Origin of the sequence: Streptomyces californicus (assembly GCF_000717645.1) — a bacterium.
GTDB lineage: Bacteria > Actinomycetota > Actinomycetes > Streptomycetales > Streptomycetaceae > Streptomyces > Streptomyces californicus.
Window position 1 is genome coordinate 384,232 of the sequence record NZ_JNZZ01000001.1, and the last position, 13,337, is coordinate 397,568.

The 13,337-nt window shown below is 70.6% G+C and carries 7 protein-coding genes; 5 read left to right on the forward strand and 2 right to left on the reverse strand.

Annotation, left to right across the window (positions count from 1 at the left end; all coding sequences use genetic code 11):
* The first annotated feature begins 69 nt into the window (after positions 1–69).
* Positions 70–3,951 carry a GH92 family glycosyl hydrolase gene (locus tag IF19_RS0101645; protein WP_030114820.1) on the forward strand — a complete coding sequence of 1,294 codons (3,882 nt, stop codon included), beginning with the start codon at positions 70–72 and terminating at the stop codon, positions 3,949–3,951.
* Between the two features lie 142 nt (positions 3,952–4,093).
* Here the strand turns inward: IF19_RS0101645 and IF19_RS0101650 are convergent, their stop codons facing one another.
* Entirely contained in the window at positions 4,094–4,711 is a 618-nt protein-coding gene (locus tag IF19_RS0101650) for a histidine phosphatase family protein (protein WP_030114819.1), read from the reverse strand.
* 98 nt (positions 4,712–4,809) lie between these two features.
* Here IF19_RS0101650 and IF19_RS0101655 point away from each other — a divergent pair, with 98 nt between their 5' ends.
* The 4 genes from IF19_RS0101655 to IF19_RS0101670 all read left to right on the forward strand — a co-directional run bounded on the left by IF19_RS0101655 (position 4,810) and on the right by IF19_RS0101670 (position 10,025).
* A complete protein-coding gene (locus IF19_RS0101655; protein ID WP_030114818.1) occupies positions 4,810–5,403 on the forward strand; it encodes an FxLYD domain-containing protein in 594 nt (197 codons plus the stop codon).
* Positions 5,404–6,149: 746 nt separating this feature from the next.
* Entirely contained in the window at positions 6,150–8,174 is a 2,025-nt protein-coding gene (locus IF19_RS0101660) for an ATP-binding cassette domain-containing protein (RefSeq protein WP_030276140.1), read from the forward strand.
* Between the two features lie 154 nt (positions 8,175–8,328).
* Positions 8,329–9,447 carry an NUDIX domain-containing protein gene (locus tag IF19_RS0101665; protein ID WP_030114815.1) on the forward strand — a complete coding sequence of 373 codons (1,119 nt, stop codon included), beginning with the start codon at positions 8,329–8,331 and terminating at the stop codon, positions 9,445–9,447.
* Entirely contained in the window at positions 9,444–10,025 is a 582-nt protein-coding gene (locus IF19_RS0101670; protein WP_317992297.1) for an NUDIX hydrolase, read from the forward strand. Before IF19_RS0101665 ends, IF19_RS0101670 begins: the two co-directional genes overlap by 4 nt.
* A gap of 354 nt (positions 10,026–10,379) precedes the next feature.
* Here IF19_RS0101670 and acnA read toward each other — a convergent pair whose 3' ends face one another.
* The gene (gene acnA / locus IF19_RS0101675; protein WP_030276138.1) at positions 10,380–13,100 is read right to left on the reverse strand and encodes an aconitate hydratase AcnA; all 2,721 of its coding nucleotides are present in this window, start codon (positions 13,098–13,100) and stop codon (positions 10,380–10,382) included.
* Positions 13,101–13,337 lie beyond the last annotated feature (237 nt).

Consider the following 13,337-nt stretch of genomic DNA (forward strand, 5'->3'; position numbering starts at 1 on the left):
CCCTACTGGACCTTGCATCCCGCTATGACAACGTTGTCCATGCATTTTCCCGGGGAGGAACGGCTCGGCATGCAGCCACCCAGCGGCCTCAACCACGGCGCCGACAAGGCCCCTCACACGGTCCCCCGCCCGGCCCCCCGCCGGAGACGGACCCCCACAGCAGCCGTCCTGGCGGCGTCCCTCGCACTGGTGGTGATCGCCCCCGCGGCCGCCGTCGCCCAGCCCTCCGCGCCGGACCGCAAGCCCTCCGGGGAGCGGACGTTCGCCTCCTCCTTCGAGGCGGACGAGCGGCAACCGGACTGGCGTGACACCGTCGAGGAGGGTCCCGACGGCACTCCGCGCTCCTCCGGCGTCGACGGGGGCTTCTCCTCCGGCATACCCGGCAACGTCACCGGCCGGGTGACGGAGGTCCGCGCGAGCGGCGAGAACAGCGCGAGCGGCGAGGTCAAGGAGAACCTGGTCGACATCGAGCCCGGCTCCAAGTGGCTGGCGTTCGCGAAGACCGGCTGGGTCGAGTTCGACCTGGACGAACCGGTCAAGGTCGTGACGTATGCCCTCACTTCGGCCAACGACCACGCCGAACGCGATCCGCGCGACTGGACGCTCAAGGGCTCGGCGGACGGCAAGGAGTGGACGGACCTCGACACCCGTACCGGCGAGACCTTCGCCAAGCGGCACGAGACGAAGACGTACGGGATCGCGGCCGGCGCCGAGTACCGGCACTTCCGGCTGGAGATCACGAAGAACGGCGGCGCGGACGCGTTGCAGCTGGCCGACGTTCAATTCTCGAACGGTGACACCTCCACCCCGGTGCCCGACGAGATGCGCAGCCACCCCGACCGCGGCCCCTCCGGCTCCCCCACCGCGAAGTCGGGCGCGGGATTCACCGGAAAGAAGGCGCTGCGGTACGCGGGTACGCACACGCCGGACGGACGCGCGTACTCGTACAACAAGATCTTCGACGTGAACACGGCCGTCACCCGGGACACCGAGCTGTCCTACCTCGTCCACCCGCAGATGGGCGAGACGGACCTGGACTACCCGGCCACCCACGTCGCGGTGGACCTCGCCTTCACCGACGGCACGTACCTGAGCGAGCTGAAGGCCACCGACAGCCACGGCGGGCTGCTGACCCCGCAGGGCCAGGCGGACGCCAAGCGCCTCTACGTCAACCAGTGGAACAAGGTCTCCGCCCGCATCGGCGCGGTCGCGGCGGGCAAGACAGTCGACCGCGTCCTGGTGGCGTACGACTCCCCGAAGGGCCCGGCGAAGTTCCAGGGCTGGATCGACGACATCTCGATCGCCCCGAAGAAGCCTGAGAAGCGCAAGGCTCACCTGTCGGACTACGCGCTGACCACCCGGGGCACCAACTCCTCGGGCAGCTTTTCACGCGGTAACAACATCCCGGCCACGGCGGTCCCGCACGGCTTCAACTTCTGGACGCCGGTCACCAACGCCGGTTCGCTGAGCTGGCTGTACGACTACCACCGCGGCAACAACGCGGACAACCTCCCCACGCTCCAGGCGTTCGGCACGAGCCATGAGCCGAGTCCGTGGATGGGCGACCGGCAGACGTTCCAGGTGATGCCCTCGGCTGCCAGCGGCACCCCGGACGCCTCCCGGACGGCCCGCGCGCTGCCGTTCCGGCACGAGAACGAGACGGCGAGGCCGCACTACTACGGCGTCACGTTCGAGAACGGCCTCAAGGCCGAGATGACGCCCACCGACCACGCGGCCCGGATGCGGTTCACCTATCCGGGCGAGGACGCCAGCCTGATCTTCGACAACGTCTCGAACGACGGCGGCATCACCCTGGACCCGAAGACCCGCTCGTTCTCCGGCTTCACGGACGTCAAGAGCGGGCTGTCCACCGGCGCGACCCGGATGTTCGTGTACGGCGTCTTCGACGCGCCGGTCACCGACAGCGGCAAACTGAAGGGCGGCGGGGGCGACGACGTCACCGGCTTCTTCCGCTTCGACGCCGGCAAGGACCGCACGGTCAACCTGCGCCTCGCCACCTCGCTGATCGGCGTCGACCAGGCGAAGAAGAACCTGGCGGCGGAGATCCCGGAGTCCGCCTCCTTCGACCGCGTGCGGCGTACGGCGCAGAGCGCCTGGGACGACGTCCTGCGGACCGTCGAGGTCGAGGGCGCCACCGCCGACCAGCTGACCACGCTCTACTCCAGCCTGTACCGCCTGTACCTCTACCCGAACTCCGGCCACGAGAAGGTCGACGGGAAGAACCGCTACGCCAGCCCCGTCTCCAAGGCGACCGGCGAGAACACCCCGACCCGGACGGGCGCGAAGATCGTGGACGGCGAGGTGTACGTCAACAACGGGTTCTGGGACACCTACCGCACGACCTGGCCGGCCTACTCCTTCTTCACCCCGAAGAGGGCCGGGAAGCTGGTGGACGGCTTCGTCCAGCACTACAAGGACGGCGGCTGGACCTCGCGCTGGTCCTCCCCCGGCTACGCGGACCTGATGACCGGCACCAGCTCGGACGTGGCGTTCGCCGACGCGTACGTCAAGGGCGTGAAGTTCGACGCCGAGGCGGCCTACGAGGCTGCGCTGAAGAACGCCACGGTCGCCCCGCCGTCCTCGGGCGTCGGCCGCAAGGGGCTGGAGACCTCGGTCTTCAAGGGCTATGCCGACACCGCCACCCACGAGGGCCTGTCATGGTCCCTGGAGGGTTACGTCAACGACTACGGCATCGCCCGCATGGGCGAGGAGCTGTATCGGAAGACGAAGAAGGCGCGGTACAAGGAGGAGTCCGCGTACTTCATGAACCGGGCGCAGAAGTACGTCAAGCTCTTCGACGGCAAGGCCGGGTTCTTCCAGGGCAGGAAGCCGAACGGCGACTGGCGGCTCCCCTCGGACCAGTACGACCCGCGCGTCTGGGGCTACGACTACACCGAGACCAACGGCTGGGGCTACGCCTTCACCGCCCCGCAGGACAGCCGGGGCCTGGCCAACCTGTACGGCGGCCGCGCGGGTCTGGGCAAGAAGCTGGACACGTACTTCTCGACGCCGGAGACGGCGGGCCCGGAGTTCGTCGGCAGCTACGGCGGGGTCATCCACGAGATGACCGAGGCGCGGGACGTGCGGATGGGCCAGTACGGCCACAGCAACCAGGTCGCCCACCACGCCACGTACATGTACAACGCGGCCTCGCAGCCGTACAGGACGCAGGAGAAGGTCCGCGAGGTGCTGGGCCGGCTGTACGTCGGCAGCGAGATCGGGCAGGGCATCCACGGCGACGAGGACAACGGCGAGCAGTCCGCCTGGTTCCTCTTCTCCTCGCTCGGCTTCTACCCGCTGGTGATGGGCAGCGGGGAGTACGCGATCGGCTCGCCGCTCTTCAAGAAGGCGACCGTCCGCATGGACAACGGCCGCAAGCTGGTCGTGAAGGCCCCGAAGAACAGCGACACGAACATCTACGTGCAGGGCGTGAAGGTCAACGGCAAGAAGTGGACCTCCACGGCGCTCCCCCACGACGTCCTGGCCAGGGGCGGCACGGTGGAGTTCGCCATGGGACCGAAGCCCTCGGCCTGGGGCACGGGCGAGGACGCGGCCCCGGTCTCGGTGCAGAAGGACGACGAGGTCCCGACGCCCAAGGGCGACGCGCTGAAGGGTGACGGCGCGCTGTTCGACGACACCTCGGCCACCTCGGCGACGGTGGAGTCGGTGGAGCTGCCCGTCGCCTCGGCCACGAAGGGCGTCCAGTACACGCTGACCTCGGCGGCGGCGGACAAGGCCCCGAAGGGGTGGACGCTCCAGGGTTCGACGGACGGCGAGAAGTGGAAGGACGTCGACCGCCGCTCGGGCCAGTCGTTCGCCTGGGACAAGCAGACCCGGGTGTTCTCGGTGGCGAAGCCCGGCTCGTACACGAAGTACCGGCTGGTGCTGACGGGTTCGGCGACGCTGGCGGAGGTGGAGCTGCTCTCCTGATCCGTACGGGCTGAGACCGGCGGCCGGCATCCCGAGGCGACGGGGTGCCGGCCGTCGGCGTGTCAGCGGTTCTCGCCGAACCGGTCCGGGGGGCTCGCGGGCGTCGTCGCGCGGGGGCGGCGGGGCTGACGCCCGGCGCGGCTCACTCCGGCTGGAGGCTTTCGGGCAGGGCCACGTTGAGGGCGGCGACGACGGGCCGGCCGTGTTCGGTGCCGAGGCGGGAGACGGCTCCGGTGGCGAGCTGGAAGAGGCGGCCCTCGGCGGGGGTCAGCCCGAGGTAGCGGGCGGTGAGGACGCGCAGGAAGTGCGAGTGGGCGACGAGCGCGATGTCCGCGTCGCCGATCCCCTCGGCGGCCGACCGGACGCCCGCGAGCACCTGGTCGGCGCGCTGCCCGATCTCCTCGGGGCTCTCGCCGGGGTGTTCGTCGGATCCGGGGTCGACGCCGTCGGTCCACAGGTTCCAGAAGGGGCGGGTGCGGCGGATCGCCCGGGTGGTGATGCCCTCGTAGCCGCCGTAGTCCCATTCGCGCAGCTCGGGGGTGACCCGGGGGGCGTGGAGCCCGGCCAGTTCGGCGGTGCGGCGGGCGCGGATCATCGGGCTGACGAGAGTGAGCCCGATGTTCCGGTCGGCCAGCAGCGGGACGAGCGCGCGGGCCTGGCGCTCCCCGGTGCCGGTGAGGGGGAGGTCGGTCCAGCTCGTGTGCTGTCCGGAACGGGACCACTCGGTCTCGCCGTGCCGGATGAGGATCAGCTCTCCCATGGTGGTCCGTTCTCTTTCTGTACAGGTGGTGCGGGTGGGGCCGATGGGGCCACGTACGGTAAGCCCCTCAGCTGATCACATTCCCGTGGGGGGACCGCATGTCCGACACCTTTCCGCCTCCGCCGCCCGAACAGCCGCAGCCGGAGCCGGAGCCGCGGTACCGGTCTGCGGAGCAGGTGTCGCCGTGGGCCGCGCCGGCGGTGCCGCAGCGCAAGCAGCGTACGGGGTTGATCGTGACGCTCGCCGTGGCCGGCGGGCTCGTCGTGGCGGGTGGCACGGTGGCGCTCGTCGTCTCGACGATGTCCGCCGTCCAGGACTCCATCGCGCTGCCGCCGCGGTCGGACGCGCCCTACTCCGCACCGTACGAGGACGAGACGTACGACGAGGAGCCCGTGGAGCCCGCGCCGGGACCGGACCCCGAGGGGGACGTCACGGTCGCGACGTGCGGGCGCGACTCCCTGATCGGCTGGCCGCACGCCGATCTGAAGATCGTGAACAGGACCGAGGGCCCGGCGGCCTACATCGTCACCGTCAGCTTCGTGGACGGTGACGGCGAAGAGGTCGACGACGGCATCGCGACCACCGAGGAGATCGCTCCCGGCGACGCGGTCACGGTGCGGGCCCTGGGGTCGGGCGAGGTGGCGGCGGGCACGAAGTGCCGGACGGGCGAGGTCGAACGCTACGTGCCGTGACGGTCCGGGGGACGCGCCGGACGCGGAAGGGCCGCACCCCGGATTCCCCGGGGTGCGGCCCTTCTTCGCTCGGCCGGACGCCCTGGCCGCGGATCAGGACCGGACAGGCCGCGGCGTCCGGGGCGGGGCACCGCACGCGCGATGCGGGACGGGAACCGGCCAGCCGTTCGGCGTCCGTGAGCGGGGCCCGGGCGGCGCCGGTCGCCTCCGCTTCCCGGATCTGCCCCACGTCCGCGCATTCCGTCGTGAACGCGTGCCCGATGCCGAGGCGGAAGTGATCCGGCTCGCCCTTATCGGGCCGCGCCGACACGCCCGTACTCCGCGCATGTCCGCCATGGCTTCCTCCGCGCATGTCCGCCATGGCTTCCGTTCCCCGATGGCCCTGCCCCGGCCGCCGCGACGGGCCGGCGATGCCGTTTCGGCCAAGATCGCGTCCGTTCCTCCCGATCGGAGGGCGGGGTCGTGGATCCTTTCCCACCCGGAATCCCCGGAGAACAAGGGTTCGACGTTCGGCTGAAAGGCGTGTCCTCGATCCGTGCTCGCCCTCGTTGGACCCGGCATCCCCAACATCCAGCGAAGGGAGCGACGTTGACGCCTATCGGCTCACGCCGCAGCACCACCCGCCGCACGCGGACCCCCCGGGCCCGGGACGCGGCGCACGGCCATCAGCGCCCGGCTCCGCGGTTCGATCGGCGAACGCCGGCGACCCCCTCGGCCTGGCGGCTCGCCCCCCGGGCGGTGAGCGCATGAGCAGCTCGCCGGACGACGCCGCGGGAGCGCCGGACGAGGCGCACCCGTCGGCCTCGGAGAAGCTGCTGTTCGGCGGGGAACTCGCCTACGACGCGGGCTGGGCGCAGCACCACCACGCCTGGCTGAAGCTGAGCCTGAAGGCCATGGCTCTCTCGTTGCCGAAGCAGATCGCTGTCGCGGTCCGGCTCGCGCATCAGGCCGACCGCCGGGCGCTGTACACGGTGGCGGCCGGCGAGATCGGGCGCGGTGTCGCGCAGGCGGCCTCCCTGGTCATGGTGAACTCCCTGCTGGTCGAGTTGCTCTCCGAAGGCGCCATGGAGGAGCGGTTGCGCTCGGCGGTGCCGTCGATCATCGCGGTGGGGCTGCTCGCGGTCGTCGGGTCGGTGCTGGCTTCGGTGTCGGCGGCTGCCACCGCGATCCTGGAGCCGAAGACCCAGCGGGTCGCGACCGAGCGGTACTTGGCGCTGGTGGCGCGGGTGGAGCTGGAGGCTGTGGAGGACGACGACTTCCACCGGCTGATGGACTCCGCCCAGTACGGCGCCGATGCGGCGCGGCGGCTGGTGGTGTACTGCGCGGCGGTGGTCACCGCCGCGATCTCGCTGGTCGCCGCCGGCGGCGTTCTGACGGTCCTGCACTGGGCGCTGCTGCCGATGCTGATCGCGATGGCGGCACCGCGGGCGTGGAGCGCACTGGCGATGGCCCGCCACCGGTATGCGAGTTTTCACCGGTTCATCCAGCACGTACGGGCCTCCCAGCTGATCAGCCGTCTGCTGATCGACCAGCAGGCGGCCGGGGAGGTCCGTGTCCACGATGTCGGGCCGTTCCTGCTCAAGCACTTCCGGGGCATGGCTCTCACCAGCGAGCGGGAGCAGACCCGGCTGGCGAGGATCGGGGTGCGTATCACCCTGGGCGCCGACGCCGCGGCGGGGCTGGCGACGCTGGTGACCTATGCCGCGCTGGGCCTGCTGCTGTGGCAGGGGCAGATGGCGCTCGCCGTCGCGGGTACGGCGGTGTTCGCCATCCGCACCGGGGCCGCGAGCATCACCGATCTCGTGGGGCGCGTCACCGATGTCCAGGGCGAGGCCCTGTTCGTCGCCGACCTGGAAACGCTGTGCGAGGAAGCGGCCCGCCGTGCCATCCCCGCCGGCGGGCGGGATCTTCCCCGGACGGTCGAGGAGATCCGCTTCGACAAGGTCACCTTCACCTATCCCGGGGCCGACGCTCCGTCGCTGTGCGAGGTCGATCTCGTCGTTCCTCGTGGGAAGACCGTGGCCCTGGTGGGCCGCAACGGAAGCGGCAAGTCGACTCTGGTGAAGCTGCTGTGCGGGCTGCGGGCCCCCGACAGCGGGCACGTTCTCTGGGGCGGGGTATCCATCGCCGAGGCTGATCGCGCCCAGGTCTTCGACCGGGTGGCGATGGTCGCCCAGGATTTCTACCGGTGGCCGTTCACCGCGCGCGTGAACATCGGGGTGGGGCGTCCCGCGGCGCCGATGGACGACGCGGCCCTCGCCCCGGCCGCCGCGTACGCCGGGGCCGACGAGGTCGTCTCCTCCCTGCCCCGGGGCCTGGACACCCTCCTCGCACGCGGGTACAAGGGCGGTCACGAGATCTCCGGCGGGATGTGGCAGAAGGTGGGGCTGGGCCGGGCCCGCCACCGCCAGGGGCAGATCCTGATCGTCGACGAGCCGACCAGCGCCCTTGATCCCGTCGCCGAGCAGCGCGTCTTCGACCAGATCCACCGGCTGTCCGGTGAGGGGCAGACCACCGTCCTGATCACCCACCGCCTGCACAGCGTCCGCGACGCCGATTACATCTACGTCCTGGACGACGGCCGCGTCGCCGAGCACGGCACCTTCGCCGACCTGATGGACCCGGCCACCGGCACCGGAGCCTTCCGCGAGGCCTACGAGCTGCAGGCCGCCCAGTTCCGTGCCCCGTCATCCGCGGTTCCCGGCCAATCGGGCCCGGGCACCGACGTCGCCGGCGCGACGGCTACGGCAGAGGGGACGGCCTCCGCGTGAGCGGCGGGCCAGTCCCCGCCCGAGGACGCACAGAGTTGTAGCAGGGCCCGCGACCACGGCCGCCCCGGTTCTCGGTGGCGGCCCGGGAGTTCTGCCGCACGTCACACCCGGCCCGGCCGGATCCTCGACCACCACCTCCTGAAAGGCGCCGCCCATGCCGCCGTCCCGAACGCACATCCATGAACTCGTCACCGCCTACCTCGGCCGTCACCCCGGTGAGCGTCCCGCCCTGGGCCCGCTGGTGGAGGCCCTCGATGCTCCCGGCGAGGTCACCGCCCGGGCGACGATTCCCGGGCACATCACGTGCAGCGCCGCCGTGATCGACCACGACGGACGGGTGCTGCACGTTCGGCACAACGCCTCCGGCGGGAAGTGGCTCCTTCCCGGCGGCCATGTCGAGCCCGAGGACGCCACGCTGATGGCGGCCGCTGTGCGCGAGATCCAAGAGGAGACGGGCATTCCTCCGCAGGCGCTCTGCCGGAGCGCGGCGTTCCGCCACGAGCCCGCCGACATCGACGTCCACCCCATCGACGCCAACCCCGCCAAGGGCGAACCGGCACACCAGCACTACGACTTCCGGTTCGTCTTCCACCTCGTACCGCCCTCCGCCGAGACCACCCCGCAACCCGAGGAGGTTTCCGGGACGGACTGGCGGCCGATCGACCAGGTCACCTCCCTCACGATGCGCAGCAAGCTCCTGGCCGCTGACCTGAGCGCGGGCCCGGAGCCGGTCAACGCCCCGGTGATCCGCCGGCACGCCGCCCAACACCCCCCGTCCGCTGCGCGGCCCGTGCCGGATCACCACCTCCCGACCGACGGAACCCCCGCCGGAACGGTGCTCCACGTGGTCGGGGTCCACCTGTTCCTCCAGGACGCCGACGGCCGTGTCCTGCTGGGGCTGCGCCACCCCGACTCCGCGTACGCCGGAAGGCTCTGGCACACCCTGGCCGGGCACTGCGAGCGGGAGGACGCGGTCAGCTCCCTGATCCGGGAGGCCGAGGAAGAGGCGGGACTGCTCCTCGACCGCGACGCGATCGACCTCGTCCATCTGGTCCACAGCCAGAACTCACCCACGGCGAGCCCGAGGATCCAGTTGTTCTTCCGGGCCCGGACCTGGTCCGGCGTGCCGCGGGTACGGGAGCCCGACCGGTGCGTGGAATGGCGGTGGTTCGACCCCGGGAGCCTGCCGGACAACACCATGCCGTACACCCGGCAAGCCATCGAAGCGATCCTCGCGAGCCACCCCTACTCCGACATGGGGTGGACCCGGTGACCGGCACGCCCACGAACCCCCTCGCCAGGACGGAACCGAGCGTGTCGATGATGCGGATGGCCCGGCTCGCCGACGCGGCCCCCGGGCCGCCCCCGGCGCCGCACTACGCGGAGACGGTCCCGAAGTTCACCGCATGGGCGTGCGTGTTCCTCACCGATCAGGACGGGCGGGCCGTTCAGCTGCACGCCACGTACTCCCCCTCCCACCCCTGGCAGTTCCCCGGCGGCACGATGGATGACGGCGAGGAGCCGCTCCAGACCGCTCTGCGGGAGTGCCACGAGGAGACCGGACTGATGGTGAAGGGGCCGCTGAGGCTGCTCGCCTCCGTCTTCACACCGCCAGGCGGATCCTGGCCGTACGGGACGGTGGGGTGGGTCTTCGACGGAGGGTTCCTCACCCCGGAGGAGATCCGGTCGATCACGCTGGACGCCGAGGAGCACGACGACGTCCGAGTCCTGGCGGTGGAGGACTGGCAAGGGCTGATGCCCGCCCAGGACTTCGCCCGCCTGGAGGCCGTCATGAGCGCCCGGGCCACGGGCACCGCCCAGCAGATCACCTGGGGTTGGGGGGACGTATGAGCATGATCGTGATGTCCGGCCCGCGCGTTCACCGGCCCCCGGAACACACCGCGTCGCCGGCTTCCGACCCGGACGCACGCTGGCAGAGGCCATGAGGCCCCGTTCCGAGGGAGATTGACGGCCCAGGCCCAGCGCCCTCTCCTCGCCACACGCCCGCAAGGACAAAGGACAGAGGGACCCCGTACCTGATGCCAGGTACGGGGTCCCTCGTCATCGCAGGGTGCGCGGCTCCGTTCCGGAAACAGAGCGCCTGCGATCATGCTCGCGGGCGCGTCCTCCGCCCCGTCGGGCGCGAGCGCCCCGCCCTCCGCAGGCGAAGCAGGGGCGCGGCCCTCACGTCGTACCGCTCGCTGATCAGCTGCGGATCAGGCTGCGGAGCACGTACTGCAGGATGCCACCGTTGCGGTAGTAGTCGGCCTCGCCGGGGGTGTCGATGCGGACGACCGCGTCGAACTCCACACCGGTGTCGGTGGTGACCTTGACCGTGCGGGGGGTCGTGCCGTTGTTCAGCTCGGTGACGCCCGCGAAGGAGAACGCCTCCTCGCCGGTGAGACCGAGGGTCTCGGCGTTCTGGCCCTCGGGGAACTGGAGCGGGAGGACGCCCATGCCGATGAGGTTCGAGCGGTGGATGCGCTCGTAGGACTCGGCGATGACGGCCTTGACGCCCAGGAGCGCGGTGCCCTTGGCGGCCCAGTCGCGGGACGAGCCGGAGCCGTACTCCTTGCCCGCGAGGATCGCGAGCGGGGTGCCGGCGGCCTGGTAGTTCTGCGAGGCGTCGTAGATGAACGACACCGGACCGCCGTCCTGGGTGAAGTCGCGGGTGTAGCCGCCCTCGGTGCCCGGCGCGATCTGGTTGCGCAGGCGGATGTTGGCGAACGTGCCGCGGATCATGACCTCGTGGTTACCGCGGCGCGAGCCATAGGAGTTGAAGTCACGGCGCTCGATGCCGTGCTCCGTGAGGTACTTGCCGGCCGGGGTGTCGGCCTTGATGGCGCCGGCCGGGGAGATGTGGTCGGTGGTGACCGAGTCGCCCAGCTTGGCCAGGACGCGGGCGCCGGTGATGTCCTCGACCGGGGCCGGGTCCATCGCCATGCCCTCGAAGTACGGGGGCTTGCGCACGTAGGTGGACTCGGCGTCCCACTCGAAGGTGTTGCCGGTCGGGATCGGGAGCGCCTGCCACTGGGCGTCGCCCGCGAAGACGTCCTGGTAGGACTTGTTGAACATGTCCTCGCCGATGGCGTTCGCCACGACGTCGTTGACCTCGGCCTCGGTGGGCCAGATGTCCGACAGGTGGACGGGCTTGCCGTCCTGGTCGACGCCGAGGGCGTCCTTGGTGATGTCGACCTTCATCGAACCGGCGATGGCGTACGCGACGACCAGCGGCGGGGACGCCAGGTAGTTCATCTTGACGTCGGGGTTGATCCGGCCCTCGAAGTTGCGGTTGCCGGAGAGCACCGAGGTGACCGCGAGGTCGTTGTCGTTGACGGCCTTGGAGACCTCTTCCGGCAGCGGGCCGGAGTTGCCGATGCAGGTGGTGCAGCCGTAGCCGACGAGGTTGAAGCCGACCTTGTCGAGGTACGGGGTCAGGCCCGCCTTGTCGAAGTAGTCGGTGACGACCTTCGAGCCCGGGGCGAGGGTGGTCTTGACCCACGGCTTGCGGGTCAGGCCCTTCTCGACCGCCTTCTTCGCCACGAGCGCGGCGGCGACCATGACGTAGGGGTTCGAGGTGTTGGTGCAGGACGTGATCGCGGCGACGGTGACGGCGCCGTGGTCGATCTCGTACGTCGAGCCGTCGGGGGCCGTGACGGTGGTCGGGTTCGACGGGACGCCGTTGGAGACGGCCGGGGAGTCGGAGGCCGGGAAGGACTCCTTGCCCGCCTCGTCGACACCGGTGTCGGAGACGTAGTTGCGCACGTCCGAGGCGAACTGCTGCGCGGCGTTGGCCAGGACGATGCGGTCCTGCGGGCGCTTCGGGCCGGCGATGGAGGGGACGACCGTGGCGAGGTCGAGCTCCAGCTTCTCGGAGAAGTCGGGCTCGGCGTCCGGGTCGAGCCAGAGGCCCTGCTCCTTGGCGTACGCCTCAACCAGGGCGACCTGCTGGGCGTCACGGCCGGTCAGGCGCAGGTAGTTCAGGGTCTCGTCGTCGATCGGGAAGATCGCGGCGGTGGAGCCGAACTCCGGCGACATGTTGCCGATGGTGGCGCGGTTGGCGAGGGAGGTGGCGGCGACGCCCTGGCCGTAGAACTCGACGAACTTGCCGACGACGCCGTGCTTGCGGAGCATCTCGGTGATGGTCAGCACGAGGTCGGTGGCGGTGGTGCCGGGCTTCAGCTCACCGGTCAGCTTGAAGCCGACGACGCGCGGGATGAGCATGGAGACCGGCTGGCCGAGCATGGCGGCCTCGGCCTCGATGCCGCCGACGCCCCAGCCGAGCACGCCGAGGCCGTTGACCATGGTGGTGTGCGAGTCGGTGCCGACGAGGGTGTCGGGGTACGCCTGGCCGCCGCGGACCATGACCGTACGCGCCAGGTGCTCGATGTTCACCTGGTGGACGATGCCGGTGCCCGGGGGGACGACCTTGAACTCGTCGAAGGCGGTCTGGCCCCAGCGCAGGAACTGGTAGCGCTCCTTGTTGCGGCCGTACTCCAGCTCGACGTTCTGGCCGAAGGCGTCCTTCGTGCCGAACTTGTCGGCGATGACGGAGTGGTCGATGACCAGCTCGGCCGGGGCCAGCGGGTTGATCTTCGCCGGGTCTCCGCCGAGCTCCTTGACGGCCTCGCGCATGGTGGCGAGGTCCACGACGCAGGGCACGCCGGTGAAGTCCTGCATGATCACGCGGGCCGGCGTGAACTGGATCTCCTGGCTGGGCTGGGCCTGGGAGTCCCAGCCGCCGATGGCCCGGATGTGGTCGGCGGTGATGTTCGCGCCGTCCTCGGTGCGGAGCAGGTTCTCCAGCAGGACCTTCAGGCTGTACGGGAGGCGCGCGGAGCCCTCTACCTTGTCCAGCTTGAAGATCTCGTACGACTCGTCGCCCACGCGCAGCGTGCTGCGGGCGTCGAAGCTGTTCGCCGACACGACAGTCTCCTTCTTCAATGTGCGCGTATCTCCGCGCCGCGCCTCATTGGCAGTCGGCGCCGCGTTATGCCTTCCGCGGCCCCGACCATCCGCTAAGGTAAGGCTTAGTTAGGTAACCCTTACCGGGCGGCGGCTGTGGTACGCCTCGGCAGATATCTCGATGTCGAGATAACTCTAGTACATAGCCGCCGCCCGGTCATGCCCAGGTGCCCCCGACTCACGTGGCGAAGCATGGTT